14 protein-coding genes and 4 tRNA genes are annotated in these 13,441 nt (G+C 67.0%); 9 read left to right on the top strand and 9 right to left on the bottom strand.

Annotated elements, in window-relative coordinates; translation table 11 throughout:
• Nucleotides 1–30 precede the first annotated feature (30 nt).
• Complete coding sequence (locus tag AC1D1G_RS13555; protein ID WP_280778687.1) at nucleotides 31–855, top strand: SDR family oxidoreductase; 825 nt, start codon at nucleotides 31–33, stop codon at nucleotides 853–855.
• Nucleotides 856–864: 9 nt separating this feature from the next.
• Here AC1D1G_RS13555 and AC1D1G_RS13550 read toward each other — a convergent pair whose 3' ends face one another.
• Nucleotides 865–1,518: a TetR family transcriptional regulator gene (locus tag AC1D1G_RS13550; RefSeq protein ID WP_128970053.1), complete on the bottom strand. Its 654-nt coding sequence runs from the start codon at nucleotides 1,516–1,518 to the stop codon at nucleotides 865–867.
• Between the two features lie 158 nt (nucleotides 1,519–1,676).
• Here AC1D1G_RS13550 and AC1D1G_RS13545 point away from each other — a divergent pair, with 158 nt between their 5' ends.
• Nucleotides 1,677–2,528 (top strand): alpha/beta fold hydrolase, encoded by an 852-nt coding sequence (locus tag AC1D1G_RS13545; RefSeq protein WP_477952511.1) that lies wholly within the window; start codon nucleotides 1,677–1,679, stop codon nucleotides 2,526–2,528.
• Here the strand turns inward: AC1D1G_RS13545 and AC1D1G_RS13540 are convergent.
• Entirely contained in the window at nucleotides 2,525–3,241 is a 717-nt protein-coding gene (locus AC1D1G_RS13540; RefSeq protein ID WP_477952482.1) for a TetR/AcrR family transcriptional regulator, read from the bottom strand. The genes AC1D1G_RS13545 and AC1D1G_RS13540 overlap by 4 nt on opposite strands.
• 72 nt (nucleotides 3,242–3,313) lie before the next feature.
• Between AC1D1G_RS13540 and AC1D1G_RS13535 the strand changes: the two genes are divergently transcribed.
• Nucleotides 3,314–3,649, top strand: coding sequence for a nuclear transport factor 2 family protein (locus AC1D1G_RS13535; RefSeq protein WP_280778690.1), 336 nt, complete (start codon nucleotides 3,314–3,316; stop codon nucleotides 3,647–3,649).
• A gap of 63 nt (nucleotides 3,650–3,712) precedes the next feature.
• On the opposite strand, the gene AC1D1G_RS13530 is transcribed toward AC1D1G_RS13535, so the two are convergent.
• From AC1D1G_RS13530 to AC1D1G_RS13515, 4 genes are all read right to left on the bottom strand, one after another.
• Nucleotides 3,713–3,789: transfer RNA gene (locus AC1D1G_RS13530), tRNA-Phe, on the bottom strand.
• Between the two features lie 66 nt (nucleotides 3,790–3,855).
• A tRNA-Asp gene (locus tag AC1D1G_RS13525) sits at nucleotides 3,856–3,929 on the bottom strand.
• 95 nt (nucleotides 3,930–4,024) lie between these two features.
• Nucleotides 4,025–4,097, bottom strand: a tRNA-Glu gene (locus AC1D1G_RS13520).
• Nucleotides 4,098–4,195: 98 nt separating this feature from the next.
• Nucleotides 4,196–4,852 (bottom strand): TetR/AcrR family transcriptional regulator, encoded by a 657-nt coding sequence (locus AC1D1G_RS13515; protein ID WP_280778691.1) that lies wholly within the window; start codon nucleotides 4,850–4,852, stop codon nucleotides 4,196–4,198.
• Nucleotides 4,853–5,158: 306 nt separating this feature from the next.
• On the opposite strand from AC1D1G_RS13515, the gene AC1D1G_RS13510 reads away from it, so the two are divergent.
• Nucleotides 5,159–5,231: transfer RNA gene (locus AC1D1G_RS13510), tRNA-Lys, on the top strand.
• A 43-nt stretch (nucleotides 5,232–5,274) separates the two neighbouring features.
• Here AC1D1G_RS13510 and AC1D1G_RS13505 read toward each other — a convergent pair.
• A complete protein-coding gene (locus AC1D1G_RS13505; protein ID WP_477952481.1) occupies nucleotides 5,275–5,877 on the bottom strand; it encodes a TetR family transcriptional regulator in 603 nt (200 codons plus the stop codon).
• Between the two features lie 110 nt (nucleotides 5,878–5,987).
• Here AC1D1G_RS13505 and AC1D1G_RS13500 point away from each other — a divergent pair, with 110 nt between their 5' ends.
• Together AC1D1G_RS13500 and AC1D1G_RS13495 are read left to right on the top strand one after the other, a co-directional pair.
• The gene (locus AC1D1G_RS13500) at nucleotides 5,988–6,461 is read left to right on the top strand and encodes a DUF4334 domain-containing protein (protein ID WP_477952479.1); all 474 of its coding nucleotides are present in this window, start codon (nucleotides 5,988–5,990) and stop codon (nucleotides 6,459–6,461) included.
• Between the two features lie 6 nt (nucleotides 6,462–6,467).
• Nucleotides 6,468–7,556 (top strand): NAD(P)-dependent alcohol dehydrogenase, encoded by a 1,089-nt coding sequence (locus AC1D1G_RS13495; protein ID WP_477952478.1) that lies wholly within the window; start codon nucleotides 6,468–6,470, stop codon nucleotides 7,554–7,556.
• Nucleotides 7,557–7,561: 5 nt separating this feature from the next.
• Here the strand turns inward: AC1D1G_RS13495 and AC1D1G_RS13490 are convergent, their stop codons facing one another.
• Nucleotides 7,562–8,164, bottom strand: a complete 603-nt coding sequence (locus tag AC1D1G_RS13490; RefSeq protein ID WP_477952477.1) for a hypothetical protein — start codon at nucleotides 8,162–8,164, stop codon at nucleotides 7,562–7,564.
• The gene (locus AC1D1G_RS13485; RefSeq protein ID WP_477952509.1) at nucleotides 8,161–8,550 is read right to left on the bottom strand and encodes an MmcQ/YjbR family DNA-binding protein; all 390 of its coding nucleotides are present in this window, start codon (nucleotides 8,548–8,550) and stop codon (nucleotides 8,161–8,163) included. The genes AC1D1G_RS13490 and AC1D1G_RS13485 overlap by 4 nt, the downstream gene beginning before the upstream one ends.
• 502 nt (nucleotides 8,551–9,052) lie before the next feature.
• Here AC1D1G_RS13485 and AC1D1G_RS13480 point away from each other — a divergent pair.
• From AC1D1G_RS13480 to AC1D1G_RS13470, 3 genes are all read left to right on the top strand, one after another.
• A complete protein-coding gene (locus AC1D1G_RS13480; RefSeq protein WP_007301063.1) occupies nucleotides 9,053–10,009 on the top strand; it encodes an acyl-ACP desaturase in 957 nt (318 codons plus the stop codon).
• Between the two features lie 80 nt (nucleotides 10,010–10,089).
• Nucleotides 10,090–11,232, top strand: a complete 1,143-nt coding sequence (gene dusB / locus AC1D1G_RS13475) for a tRNA dihydrouridine synthase DusB (RefSeq protein WP_477952476.1) — start codon at nucleotides 10,090–10,092, stop codon at nucleotides 11,230–11,232.
• A 119-nt stretch (nucleotides 11,233–11,351) separates the two neighbouring features.
• A complete protein-coding gene (locus AC1D1G_RS13470) occupies nucleotides 11,352–13,394 on the top strand; it encodes an LCP family protein (protein WP_477952474.1) in 2,043 nt (680 codons plus the stop codon).
• Nucleotides 13,395–13,441 lie beyond the last annotated feature (47 nt).

The following is a 13,441-nucleotide window of genomic DNA, read 5'->3' as shown; positions in this document are numbered from 1 at the left end:
CTCGGCCGGCTACGGCCCTACGGTCGAGCCGTGACGGAACCGGAAACACGTGAGAAGCAGGTTGTCGTCGTCACCGGCGCGGCCTCGGGAATCGGGGCGGGAATCGCCCGGCACGCGCACGCCCGCGGTATGACCGTGGTGCTCGCCGACATCGACACGGCCGCACTGGACCGTCTGGCCGCGGACCTGGGCGGAGCCGCCCTCACCTGCGCAACGGACGTAGCGGACTCCGGGTCCGTCCACGCCCTGGCCGATCTCGCGTTCGACTCGTTCGGCCGGGTGGACCTGCTGTTCAACAACGCCGGAATCATGCGCGCCGGGTTCCTGTGGCAACTCGGCGAATCCGACTGGGACGCCGCCCTCGGTGTCAACGTCACGGGTGTCGTCAATGGGATCCGGGCGTTCGTTCCGCGCATGATCGACCAGGGCGGCGGCCGCGTCGTCAACACGGCGTCGGTCGGTGGATTCGCGCCCGGTCCGATGATGTCGCCGTACAGCGCATCGAAATTCGCGGTCGTCGCGATCACCGAGTGCCTGCAGATGGAGTTGAGCATGGTGGGCGCCCCCGTGTCCGCGAGCGTGCTCGCGCCGGGGCCCGTCGTCACGTCCGTGTTCGACAACCCGTTCGGGGCAATCTCCCATCCGGCCGTCGACCGGATGGTCGCCCAGATGCGCGAACTGCTGGGCACCGACGGACTCGACACCGACACGTTCGCCGAGTTGGTCTTCGCAGGCATCGATCGGGGCGACTTCTGGCTCGCACCGCAGGGTGAGCACCTCGACGCCATGGTGCGCCAGCACACCGCCACCATCCTCGAGCGGCGAGAACCGGTGATCCGGCAGTCGTTCCGCTGAGCTCGCGAACTAGCCGCCGAGGCGCCGGAACACGAGACGGACCGCGAGCCCGAGGTGAGCCATCACCTCGTCCACCGAGATGCGGCCGGCGACCCAGGACACCAGGCTCGACATCCAGACGTCGCCGATCACGCGGATGGCGTTCAGCTGGTCGTCGGAGATCTGCTCGACGCCGATGGTCTTGGCGAACATCTCGGTCATCAGGGCGCCGAACGCATCCAGTTCGGCCGAAGCCGACGCGTCCGCGAACATGAACGCCCGCACCAGCGCCTCGTATCGGGGCCGGTCCTTCTCGAGGACTTCCGTGTTCTTCCGGAGGACGAACAGGATCCGCTCGGACGGCGTGTCCCCCGGGATCGCGACGTCCTCGAACCGGGACCGCATCCCCTCGAACACCATCAACAGGCCCATCACCAGCATGTGGTTCTTCGACGGGAAGTAGCGGTACACGGTGCCCAGCGCGACTCCGGCCCGATCGGCGATGGCCCGCATCTGCACGGCGTCGTACCCGCCCTCGGAGGCGAGTTCCATCGCCGCGGCGACGATCCGCTGGTAACGCTCCCGCTGCGGGGCCTTGGCCCCCCGCGAGGGCAGCTGCCCGTTGCGAAGCAACGACAGTAGTCCGTCGCGGCCCGCTGTCAGCGGCTCTTCAGCACTGCTCATGGACGTCAGCCTAGCGACAGTCACCTCGGTGTCGTCCGGCGACGGCACCGGTTCCGGTCGTCACGATGTCCGGATTGCGTGAGGCCTCCCCCGGATAGACTCGCCTCGACCGCCGGAGGTTTCCCGTGCCCAGAGTTCATGTCGGACCCGAGGATCGTGTGATCCGGCTGCGCGACGGACGCCTGATGGGTTTCGCGGAGTACGGCGACCCCGGTGGATTCACCGTCGTGAACGCGCACGGCGGACTCGCCGGCCGCCTCGACGTCGCGCCCGCCGACCGGAGTGCTCGCGACGCGGGCATCCGTCTCCTGTCCCCCGACCGTCCCGGGATCGGACTGTCGGATCCGCAGCCGGGCCGGACGGTCCTCGACTGGGCCCGGGACGTCGAAGACCTCGCGAATCACCTCGGTGTCGGCCGTTTCGGTGTCATGGGGTGGTCGATGGGCGGACAGTACGCGCTCGCGGTGGGCTCTAGGGTCGCGTCGCGCGTGACCAGTGTCGCGGTGATCGCGGGTGCCCTGCCCCTCACCGAATCCGGGGTGTTCGCCCAGCTTCCCGCCGGGGACCGCGCGTTCACCCGGCTGTCCCAGCACGCCCCTCTGGTGGCGCGGAGCTGCTTTCGTGTCATGGGTGCCGTCGCGCTGCGTGCTCCGCGGCTGTTCCGGCGGCTCGGTGCCCGCGACCTCGGTGCTGCGGACGCGGCCGTTCTCCGCTCCGAGCCCGTCCGGAATTTCTCGCTCATGTCCGGTGAGGCACTCCGGACGGCGCCCGGGATGGTGGAGGACTACCGCGCGTGGATGCGGCCGTGGGGGTTCGCGCCCGAGGATCTGACCGTGCCGGTCGACGTCTGGGGTGGAAGCGACGACGAACTCGTGCCCACGCACTGGCCGCCCGCGCTCGCCCGCCGAATTCCCGGTGCCACGCTGAACATCCGCACCGGTGGCCATTTCATGGCTCACCTGCACTACCGCGAGATCCTCGGCACACTTCGGCGGCGCTCGGAGGGCTAGGTGGCTGCCGCCAGCTTGTCGAGCCATTCCCGCAGCACGAGGAGTTCGCCGGCGCTCAACCCGGACCGCCCCGCGTCGGCGTCGAGGGCGCGTGCGAGCGCGTCCGCCTTCTCGACCACCTCTCGGGAGGCCTCCGACCTCACAGCGTCGGGTGCCGGCCGGATCAGCCCGGCGATCACGTTGTCCCGCAGTTCCCGTGACAGGGAGAGGTCGGCCCGGCCCTCCGGCTGAGCGATGAGGTGCAGGGTCATGCCGACGTTCGCCGCCACGAATTGTCCGGCGGCGACTGCCGGCGTCACCCGCAGGCGGCCCTGCTGCGCGATCTCGGTCAGCAACTCGAGGAGCTTCGCCGCGGCGACGGAGGTCACCGCACACGGCTCCCCCGGGGCGATCCGGCCGTACAACAGAACGTAGAACGAGGGATTGTCGAGCCCGTAGCGGACGTGATCGTCCCAGCCGTGCCGCAGATCGTCGACCGGGTCGTCCTCTCGCCGATTCGTGCCCCGGATGTACTGGCCGAACCCGTACTCCACGACCGCGTCGAACAGGCCCTGTTTGCTACCGAAGTGGTGGTACAGCGTCGGGGCCTGGACGCCGGCGAGGTCGCAGACGGCCCGGGTGGACACGGGCTTACCTTTGGCCTCGTCGAGCAGTTCGGCCGCCGCCTTCAGCAGACGGTCCCGGGCGTTACCGGCCACACTCCTCGTTGTCACACCGCTATGCTACTTCTATAGCGTTGCTATACACGCCGTACTGCCTCACCCGGCAGGGACAGGGAGAACCCCATGAGTACCACCACGACACCCGAGATCGTCTCGCGCTACTTTCGGGCAGCCGACGCAGGAGATCTCGATGCGCTCACAGCCTGCTTCACCGAAAACGGGGCCGTGACCGACGAAGGCCGGACCGTCCGAGGGCGCGACGGCATCCGGCAATGGCGCAGGGACCTCGAATCGAAGTTCACCTACACGGTCGAGGTGACCGGAACGGAGACGGTCGCCGACGACAGCTACGTGGTCACCACCACGGTGGACGGTAATTTCCCCGGAAGCCCGGTGGAACTGAAGTACGAGTTCGTTCTCAGCGACGGCCTCGTCGACACACTGCGGATCGCGCCCTAGCCATAAGGGACAACGAAAAAACTCCGCTGTCGACGTTCTCGACAACGGAGCTTCGGTGAATCGTGGTGGCCAGGGCCGGGATCGAACCGGCGACCTTCCGCTTTTCAGGCGGACGCTCGTACCAACTGAGCTACCTGGCCGGACGGCACCCGAACCGAATGCCTATCGCATTGTGTTGCCGATACTCGGTATCGGCAACACACTTGCGACCCTGACGGGACTCGAACCCGCGACCTCCGCCGTGACAGGGCGGCGCGCTAACCAACTGCGCCACAGGGCCTTGCTTGTCCTGCTGTGCTTTACAAGTGTAAAGCGTTACTGCGTGTCACTTTTACTGCCGTCGAACCATACCGCATGCTCGACACCGGTCAAACGTACCCCCTACGGGATTCGAACCCGCGCTACCGCCTTGAAAGGGCGGCGTCCTAGGCCGCTAGACGAAGGGGGCCCGCCGGATTTCTCCGAACCAGTACCTCAACGGCGTTCCGTTGGGAGCTTGGATAGCTTAGGACACGGATCGAGAATTTCCCAAATCGCCAGGTCAGACTACGAATCGGGCAGTTCCGAACCGGAATCCGGCCATCCTTCCCTCGCGAACTTCTCCCACCATTCGGGTGAAGCCATCGCTTCGAGGATCACTTCGAGCGATTCCGCGAACCGCTCGCCGAGGTCACCCTCCAGTGCCGTCATGTCGGACATGTACCGCTGGCCGGCGAGAGACGCCGCCAGGACCCGGGTGAACTTCTCGGGGTCGGCGTCGGCGCGCAGCAGACCGTCGCGCTGAGCGCGGATCGCGAACTCGTGCGCGGCGCGCCCCCACACCTGCGAGCCGCCGGACTGCACGTCCGGATAGAACTCGGGTTCGACGATCAGCCGGAACTCGGCCCGCACGATGACGCTGGAATGGAAGAGCTTCGCCAGGTCGATCACGAAACCGTGGAGGGCTTCGAACGGCCCGATGTCCGTGCGACTCGTCCACCTGTCGGTCAGGGCGGTGAATTGCTCCACTCCGGATTGAAGGACGGCACGGGCGAGTTCCTCCTTCGATTGGAAGTGGAAGTACATCGCCCCCTTGGTGGCGTTCGAGCCCTCGAGGATCGTGTTGACCGACGCCGCCGCATAGCCGCGCTTCGCGAACTCGATCGCGGCCGACTCCACCAGCGCAGCGCGAGTGCGTCGCGCACGCTCCTGCTGACGTGCCATGACGGTGAATCCCTCTCCCAGATGTAGTAACCCCGCTTTTCGCCCTTCCGGGACGAGCGTGGAGCCATACATAACAGTATCCCCGTTTTGAAAGAACCGACAGAGCAGTCTGTAGATCATGGAAACTTCTCAGAAACCAACCCGAAGACCTTTATGGAGTTGAAACCGGACCGCTGCCGAAAACACACCAACGGGTGCGCTGCAGGGGGTGCGCACCCGAGCCGACGCATTTCACCCCCGCGCGGCGCGCCGTGCCGGGGGCCCTGTTTTCTCGGTCACCGTCTGCGCACTAGACTCTGGCCCCGCGCCCCTATAGCTCAGTTGGTAGAGCTACGGACTTTTAATCCGCAGGTCGTAGGTTCGAGCCCTACTGGGGGCACTCTCCCCTTACCCGGCACATGCCGGGTAAGGGGCACGAGCACTCACCCACGTCTCGGCGCTTCCGATGTCGGAGGCGCCCCGATCAGACGACGAACCGCCTCGACAGCGCTCTGCCGCCGCTGTGCCACCGTGCGCTCCCCCGACTTCCCCTCCGGCTTGCGTCCACCACGCGCGGTGGCCAGCGACAGGGCGATGTCGGTGATCACGAGCAGCAGCTCGCCCGCGTTCCACGACGGATCGACGAACCCCTCCTGCTGCCCTCGCCGGATCTCGGCGATCTTGGGCCGCAGCGCGAGGGTCCGCGCATCGCTGTCGGCGATCTGCTCGCGCATCTCCAGGTCGGCCCACTTCTGCAGCCTCGCGTTCTCGGGGTGCGCCACGTAGTCGTCGAACAACCGGCCCGCGTAGCCCGGCAGATCGTCTCCCCGCAGCGCCGTCTGCTCGGTCGTCTCGGCGATCCACTGCGCGATGACGGCGTCGAACAGCGCTTCCTTGCTGTCGAAGTACGCGTACAGACGGTCCTTGCTCGCTCGGGCCGTCTCTGCGATGCGGTTGATCCGGGCCCCGGCGACTCCGTGGTGAGCGAACTCCCCCTTGGCCGCGGCGAGGATCCGTTCTCGCGTGGCTTCTCCCGCTGTTCGCATTCCGACATCCTAAATTGCCCGTTGCCGAACCATCTGGTTCGGCGTAGCGTGCGCGGTTGACGAACAGTTTGGTTCGTAAACCTCACACCCCTCACCCCAAGGAACTCTTCATGGACATCGATCAGGCCCGCAGCACGTTCCACGAGCTCCGGGGGCGCGAGAGCGGCGTCTCCCCCGACGAACTCGACACCGTGTGGGCGGCGCTCGACACCGTCAGGGCCGAAGACATCCTCGGCAGCTGGAAGGGCGACGACTTCGCCACCGGCCACCGCCTCCACGAGAAGCTGTTCGCGAGCCGCTGGCACGGAAAGACGTTCCACTCCCTCGAGGATGCGAAGCCGTTGATCTGCCGTGACGCGGACGGCAACCTCTATTCCGACGTCAAGGCCGGCAACGGCGAAGCCAGCCTGTGGAACATCGAGTTCCGAGGCGAGGTCACCGCGACCATGGTGTACGACGGCGCACCCATCTTCGATCACTTCAAGAAGGTGGACGACTCCACTGTGATGGGCATCATGAACGGCAAGTCCGCACTGGTCCTCGACGACGGCAGGCACTACTACTTCCTGCTCGAAAGAGACTGAGTTCCAATGCAGGTCACAGCAGCGCTCTCACGCGGACCCGATTCCCCGTTCACGCTGGAGACGGTCGAACTCGACGAACCCCGCGCGGACGAGGTACTGGTGCGCATCGTCGCCACCGGCCTGTGCCACACGGACCTCTTCACCAAGGCGGCCCTCCCCCACACCCTCGGCCCCGCCGTCCTCGGGCACGAAGGTGCCGGAATCGTCGTGCACGTCGGGTCACGTGTGAATGGGGTGACGCCCGGTGATCACGTGATTCTCAGCTACCGCCACTGCGGTAACTGCGACCAATGCCGAAGCGCTGGTCCGGCATACTGCGTCGATGCGCACCGGCTGAACAGTTCGGGCAGGCGCGCGGACGGTTCGGCCACCGTCACCCAGAACGGCGAACCCGTGCGCGCCGCCTTCTTCGGCCAGTCCAGCTTCGCCGAACACGTTCTCGCGACTGCCGACAACGTCGTGGTCGTGGACAAGTCCGTCGACCTGACCGCCGCGGCGCCGCTCGGCTGCGGTTTCCAGACGGGTGCGGGCGCGGTACTGAACGTGCTCCGGCCGGTCAGCGAATCGAGTGTGGTCGTCTTCGGCGCGGGCAGCGTCGGGTTCGCCGCCCTGCTCGCGGCCCGATCATCCGGCGTCGCAACGCTTCTCGCAGTCGATCCGGTCCCCGCACGCCGTGCGCTCGCGGAAGAGTTCGGCGCGGTTGCGATCGATCCCGGATCGCAGGACGTGGTCGCCGCGATCCGTGCGGCGACCGGTGGGGGCGCCACCCACATCCTGGACACCACGGGGATCCCCGCCGTCATCGGCCAGGCGTTGTCGTCCCTGCGGGCGCGCGGCAGCGCGGTGGTCGTCGGCCTCGGCGCACCCGAAGTGGCGGTGAACATTCAGGATCTGATGCTGAGCGGCAAGACCCTCCGCGGCTGCGTCGAGGGCGATTCTTCGGTGCAGCAGTTCATTCCGCAGTTGCTGGCGCTGCACGCGGACGGGAAGTTCCCGTATGACCGTCTCGTCACCGAGTATCGATTCGACGACATCAACCGCGCCGTCGCCGATCAGGCCGCGGGCACGGTGATCAAGCCCGTGCTCGTGTGGTGAATTCGCTAGGGCGTGGCAGGTGACGGTCCGGTCGGCGGCCCGTCGCCCACCTGTCCGTCCTTCGCTTTCGTTTCTCTTCGCATCTCGGCGAGATCCTCGCCGCGCTTGCGGTACGTGAAGCTGACTCCGGCGACGCCGAGGAACAGCACCACTCCGATGATGGCGCCGGCGAGCGACGCGCCGCGGAATCCGGGCGCGTCGACGTCCATGATCCGTTCGCCCGCGTGCGCTGCGCTGTTGCCGCCGAGCACCACACTGAGCGTCAGCAGGTTGGGCAGCACCACCAGGACACCGAGGATCAGCAACACGATCTGCACCGGCTTGAACCGGCGCCGGCGGAACAGCCGCCACGCTCCGCGGACCAGCAGCAGCGGCAGCAGGGTGCACAGGGTGCCGAACAACAGTCCCCACAGGATGCCGCCGCCGAAGCTGCCGCCCGCCAGTCCACCCACGTTCTGAGCCCACGCCCGCGGCAGGTAGGCCGCGAGGATGAAGTAGGCGATGACCAGTACCACCAGCAGGACTGCGATGCCGATGGCCTTCTTGGCCCACGCCGGCAGGCCCGATTTCGCCGGTGTGGAAGTGGATGCGCTGTCCTCGGTCGTCATGACTGGTCTCCCTGCGTCGGCAACGGTTCTTCGTCCAGCACCTGCTCGGCCAGTCGCTTCGGGGCGACGAGCGTGTACGACGTCCTGATCCACTCACGGAGCTGTTCCCAGCGGGGCTCGCCCGCGTCCGCGACGTCCACTGCGATCCAGCCGTGTCTACCGAGACCGTATCCCGCGGGCTCGGCCCCTGGTTCCGTTGCGACGACCGCTTCGGCCTCGTCGACGCCGAGCTTCACCGTCAACCGGGTGGCCTCCACGTCACTGAACACGAAATTCTTCCCGCGCACCCGGAACGTCGGGTGTCCGTCCCATTGGGCGACGTCCACCCGCACGGCTTCGGGCAACTCGGCGACGATCTGTTCCAGGCGGCTCATGTTGTTGCCCATGTGACGATTGTCGGCAGCGCCCCGACCCACCGCAACCGGCATAACGGACACGCGGCGGTTCCGGGCGGGCTCGGCGGCGTCCTGGGTGGCCTGCTCGGCAAGGGTGCCGGCGGCGGACTGGGCCCGGGTGGCGATATTCACACCTGGGGTGAATCGAATTCCCAGGAGACCGACAGCTCGGACGAACAGGCTCCCACGCAACCGCCGACACGGCTCGAGTTACGGCGGGGAATCTGTGGAGACCGACAAATCTGTGATCGTCCACAACTGCCCGCGCGTCGCTGTGATGATCTCTCCCTGCGATGATTACGCTGGTCACCGCACACGCACGCTCATCAGTACACTGTCATGTAACGGTTCGCCGCGTGGCGGCGACACATCCCGGAAGATCCATTACGGATCGGTAACTTGGACGGTTCCCGGGCCGCCGACGGCGTTTACCAACCTACTTACGGTGCCGTAGGCTGAACAAAGTCAAATTGAGCTACTGGAGGCATTACACATGGCGAGGGATCTGACCCAACTCGAACTGCTGCAGGAGTTGTCGCCGGTTGCAGAAGAGAACGTCAACCGCCACATCTCCATGGCCAAGGAATGGCATCCCCACGACTACGTTCCGTGGGACGAAGGACGCAACTTCGCCGCGATGGGCGGCATCGACTGGGATCCCGAGCAGTCGCAGCTCGACGAGGTCGCCAAGGCCGCGATGATCACGAACCTCCTCACCGAGGACAACCTGCCGTCGTATCACCGCGAGATCGCCGAGAACTTCTCGCAGGACGGCGCGTGGGGAACGTGGGTCGGTCGCTGGACCGCGGAGGAGAACCGTCACGGCATCGTGATGCGCGATTACCTCGTCGTGACCCGCGCCGTCGACCCCGTCCAGCTCGAGCGTTTCCGCATGGAGCACATGACGAACGGCTTCGCTTCCCCCGCCGACGTAGACGCCGGCTTCCTCCACTCCGTCGCGTACGTGACGTTCCAGGAACTCGCCACCCGCGTCAGCCACCGCAACACCGGTAAGGCGTGCAAGGACCCGATCGCCGACAAGATGCTGCAGCGCATCGCCGCCGACGAGAACCTGCACATGATCTTCTACCGCAACATGTGCGGCGCAGCCCTCGACCTCGCGCCCGATCAGGCGCTCGAGGCCATCAACATGATCGTCCAGAACTTCCAGATGCCGGGCGCCGGCATGCCGAACTTCCGGCGCAACGGTGTGCTCATGGCCAAGCACGGCATCTACGACCTGCGTCAGCACCTCGAAGAGGTCGTGATGCCCGTCCTGCGCAAGTGGAACATCTTCGAGCGGACCGATTTCACCGCCCGCGGCGAAGAGGTCCGCGAGAGCCTCGGCAAGTTCCTCGAGAACCTCGAGGGCCAGGCCACCAAGTTCGAGGAGCAGCGCGACCGCATGCTGGCCCGCGAGGCCAAGAAGCGCGAGCAGAAGGCTTCGTGACGTAAACAGTTATCCTGTGCCCGGTACCGGATTCGGTACCGGGCACAGTTTTTGTTCCAGCACTTTCGCAGAGGTCGTCAATGTCATCGCTTCGTATCGGATCGCTCGAGCTGCGCAGTCCGGTGGTTCTGGCCCCCATGGCCGGGATCACCAATGTCGCGTTCCGCACGCTGTGCCGTGAGCTCGAGACGGAACGCGCGGGCAGCACGTCCGGCCTGTACGTCTGTGAGATGGTGACCGCGCGCGCTCTGGTGGAGCGGCAGCCCGCGACCCTGCACATGACGACGTTCGGACCGACCGAGACACCACGGTCACTGCAGCTGTACACCGTCGACCCCGACACCACGTACGCCGCGGCCAAGATGATCGTGGACGAGAACATGGCCGACCACATCGACATGAACTTCGGCTGCCCGGTTCCCAAGGTGACCCGCAAGGGTGGCGGCGCGGCGCTGCCGTACAAGCGCACCCTGTTCGGCCGGATCGTCGCCGCCGCCGTCAAGGCGACCGAGGGCACCGACGTCCCGGTGACCGTCAAGTTCCGCGTCGGTATCGACGCCGAACACCACACGCATCTCGACGCAGGCCGGATCGCCGCCGGCGAAGGTGCGGCCGCGGTCGCACTGCACGCGCGTACCGCGTCGCAGCGGTATTCCGGCACAGCCGACTGGAACGAGATCGCCCGGCTCAAGGAGCACGTCACCGACGTGCCCGTTCTCGGGAACGGCGACATCTTCGCCGCCGAGGACGCTGCCCGCATGATGGAGCAGACCGGTTGTGACGGCGTCGTCGTCGGCCGCGGATGCCTGGGCCGGCCGTGGCTGTTCGCGGAGCTGAGCGCGGCGCTGAACGGAAAACCGCAGCCCACTCCGCCGAAGCTCGGCGAGGTGGCCACGATCATCCGCCGGCACGCGGAACTCCTCGCCGATCATCACGGCGAGGACAAGGGCCTGCGTGAACTGCGCAAGCACGTGTCCTGGTACCTGCGCGGCTTCCCCGCCGGGTCCGAGCTGCGGGTCGCGATGGCCCTCGTGAGCACCCTGACCGAACTCGACGACCTCCTCGTCCAGCTCGATCCGACCATCCCGTTCCCCAAGGACGCCGAGGGACCGCGCGGACGACAGGGGTCACCCGGCACGGTCGCTCTCCCCGAGGGGTGGCTCGACGACCCCGACGACTGCCTGGTGCCCGCCGGCGCCGACCTCATGCATTCTGGTGGTTAGCACCACGAACGCGCGTCACCTCGCTACATGTGTGGAGCCTCGACGTTCGATAAGTACTATGGCTGGAATCCGTCGAGGCCGACGGAGGTCCGAGTCGGCGGAGAGGTCAGGTTGCATCGGTGGGTGATGATCACAGCTCGGACTCACCGACTCCCGAATCCCGTGCCCCCTGGGAGCGTCCTCTCGCGGATCCCAGCTACCGAGAAGCCCAGTCCGGACGGCCGCGGCGACTCCCGCCGCGTCAGCCACCGCCCGAACGGCGGCCTCCCGAGCAGACCGCGCCACCCGAACGGACCGCGCCGCCCGAGCACCGGGCGCAGGTAGAACGCGCCGAACCGTCCCGCCACGACAGCGGCCGGATCGGCCGCCGGGCCGCGGGTGGGCCCACCGAAGCGCTCTCCGTCGCAGACCTGGTGAAGAAGGTCTCCGGGGAGGAACCGAGCGCGCCGGACGATCCGGACAAGACCGAGATCATTCCCCCGATCGACGAGCGGCAGCCGCCGCCTCCCGGGGTTCCGCCGCGGGAGACCCCTCCGGCGCCGTCGCCCCCGGAGCCGCCGCAGAGCACACCTGAGCCCGAATGGGTCGCGGATTCCGCCGAGACCACCGCGGTACCGCAGGTGGTCGGCAACCCGGGTACCACCCGCCTGGCTCTCAGCAAGACCCGCAAACGCAAGCGTCTCCGTGCAGCAGGACGCGCCGTCGTCGCACTCGTGGCGGTGGTCGCACTCGCCGGAACCGGCATCGTCTGGGCTTACCTCCGCTCCACCGAGGGCAAGTTCGACCAGATCGCGGCACTCGACACGGAGTCGACCGACATCGTCGACGCCGTCGGGCAGACCGGTGACGAGACCTATCTCATCGTCGGCAGCGACACCCGCGCCGGTGCGAGCGGCGAAGTGGGTGCCGGAACCATCGACGATGCCGAGGGATCCCGCGCCGACACGGTGATGCTCGTCAACATCCCCGCCGACCGGAGCCGGGTGGTCGCGGTGTCGTTCCCCCGCGACCTCGACGTCGAGCGGCCCGTCTGTGAGGGCTGGGACAACGCCAGCGGCACCTACACCGAGGAGACGTTTCCCGCCGCCGACGGCGACAAACTCAACGCCACCTACGCACTCGGTGGACCGAAGTGCCTGGTGAAGGTGATCCAGAAGATGTCGGGACTCAAGATCGGCCACTTCGTCGGCATGGACTTCGCCGGCTTCGAGTCGATGGTCAACGAGATCGGCGGGGTCAAGGTCTGTACCACCCAGCCGCTCGAGGACGGCGTCCTCGGCACCGTGCTGCCGCAGGCCGGCACCCAGATGCTCGACGGCAAGACCGCACTGAACTTCGTCCGCGCCAGACATGTCGAGGCAGAAGGCAACGGCGACTACGGCCGCATCAACCGTCAGCAGAGATTCCTGTCCGCCCTGCTGCGGGGCGCCCTGTCCAGTCAGGTGCTGCTCAATCCCGGCAAGCTGAACGGCTTCATCAACGCGTTCACCCGCGACACGTTCGTCGAGAACATCGACACGAAGTCGCTGGTCACGCTCGGGCGTTCACTGCAGAACGTCGACGCGGGCGCGGTCACGTTCCTGACGGTGCCCACCGCGGGCACCACCGAGTGGGGCAACGAGATTCCGCGCACCGACGACATCAAGGCCATCTTCCGCGCCATCATCGACGACGAGGCGCTGCCCGGCGAGAAGCGTGCGGAACCCCTGCCCTCCGCCCCCGAACCGCAGGCAGCGCCGGCGCCGTTGTCGGTCCAGGCCGTCGACCCGTCCAGCGTGACCGTGCAGGTGTCGAACGCATCGGGTGAGTCGGGACTGGCCGCGACCGTGGCCGACTCGCTGGCCGCCGAGGGGTTCCAGATCTACAACGTCGGCAACTACACCGGAACCAGCGGCGAGACCGTCGTCCGGTTCTCGCCGGGCCACGAAGCCGAGGCGGCGACCCTGGCGTCGTCGTTCCCGGGTGCGGTGCTCGAATCGACCACCGGACTCGGGACGGTCGTCGAGGTCGCACTCGGTTCGAACTTCTCCGGGACCGTCCAGACGCCCAGCCCGATCGACACACCGCTCAGTATGTCGGGCGTGCGAGAGGGTCAGCCCGAGGACGTGGAAATCCCCGCGGACCTGGCGGTTGTGAACGCGGGCGACACGTCCTGCGAATGAGCGCCCGCCCGGTCGCTCGTTCACCCCACGTTCACCGTGTGATCGTG

It is taken from the genome of Rhodococcus sp. P3_B8 (genome assembly GCF_056402775.1).
Note: the sequence above shows the minus strand (reverse complement) of the source record. Positions and strands in the feature narration are given on the sequence as shown.

Bases quoted from the DNA above. Each gene is read 5' to 3' on its own strand.
- AC1D1G_RS13500 (WP_477952479.1), top strand. From the start codon at position 5,988: ATGGACATCGATCAGGCCCGCAGCACGTTCCACGAGCTCCGGGGGCGC.
- AC1D1G_RS13480 (WP_007301063.1), top strand. From the start codon at position 9,053: ATGGCGAGGGATCTGACCCAACTCGAACTGCTGCAGGAGTTGTCGCCG.
- AC1D1G_RS13550 (WP_128970053.1), bottom strand. From the start codon at position 1,518: ATGAGCAGTGCTGAAGAGCCGCTGACAGCGGGCCGCGACGGACTACTG.
- AC1D1G_RS13485 (WP_477952509.1), bottom strand. From the start codon at position 8,550: ATGGGCAACAACATGAGCCGCCTGGAACAGATCGTCGCCGAGTTGCCC.
- AC1D1G_RS13535 (WP_280778690.1), top strand. From the start codon at position 3,314: ATGAGTACCACCACGACACCCGAGATCGTCTCGCGCTACTTTCGGGCA.
- AC1D1G_RS13515 (WP_280778691.1), bottom strand. From the start codon at position 4,852: ATGGCACGTCAGCAGGAGCGTGCGCGACGCACTCGCGCTGCGCTGGTG.
- AC1D1G_RS13505 (WP_477952481.1), bottom strand. From the start codon at position 5,877: ATGCGAACAGCGGGAGAAGCCACGCGAGAACGGATCCTCGCCGCGGCC.
- dusB (WP_477952476.1), top strand. From the start codon at position 10,090: ATGTCATCGCTTCGTATCGGATCGCTCGAGCTGCGCAGTCCGGTGGTT.
- AC1D1G_RS13495 (WP_477952478.1), top strand. From the start codon at position 6,468: ATGCAGGTCACAGCAGCGCTCTCACGCGGACCCGATTCCCCGTTCACG.
- AC1D1G_RS13490 (WP_477952477.1), bottom strand. From the start codon at position 8,164: ATGACGACCGAGGACAGCGCATCCACTTCCACACCGGCGAAATCGGGC.